The organism is Bacillus sp. LR--39 (assembly GCF_053613335.1).
The window spans coordinates 1-551 of sequence record NZ_JBSIOT010001420.1; the positions used below are offsets into that span (position 1 = coordinate 1).

At 49.4% G+C, this 551-nt stretch carries 1 protein-coding gene; it reads left to right on the forward strand.

The window, feature by feature from the left end:
- A partial coding sequence (locus tag ACWHAR_RS30885) for a permease (RefSeq protein WP_452088910.1) occupies positions 1–551 on the forward strand: 551 nt, incomplete at both ends.

The window sequence follows — 551 nt, forward strand, 5'->3', positions numbered from 1 at the left end:
GAAATGATTGCAAGAATCATGCCGAAAAACCGTTTTCTCGCCGTTTTATTCGGTGCGCTGGCCGGCGTTTTATTTCCCGCCTGCGAATGCGGCATCATCCCGATTACGAGGCGGCTTCTGTTAAAGGGAGTTCCTCTGCATGCGGGCGTTGCTTTCATGCTGACCGCGCCTATCATTAATCCTATCGTTTTATTTTCTACTTATATTGCGTTCGGGAATAGATGGAGCGTTGTCTTTTACAGAGGCGGACTGGCTCTCGCCGTTTCGCTGATCATCGGGGTCATCTTATCCTATCAATTTAAGGATAACCAGCTTTTAAAGCCTGATGAACCCGGGCACCACCATCATCATCACGGCACCTTGCTCCAAAAACTGGGCGGGACCTTGCGGCATGCCATTGATGAATTTTTCTCCGTGGGAAAATATTTAATCATCGGCGCCTTTATCGCAGCCGCTATGCAGACGTATGTCAAAACATCCACTCTGCTTGCGATCGGGCAGAATGATGTATCCTCTTCCCTCGTGATGATGGGTCTGGCGTTTGTCCTGTC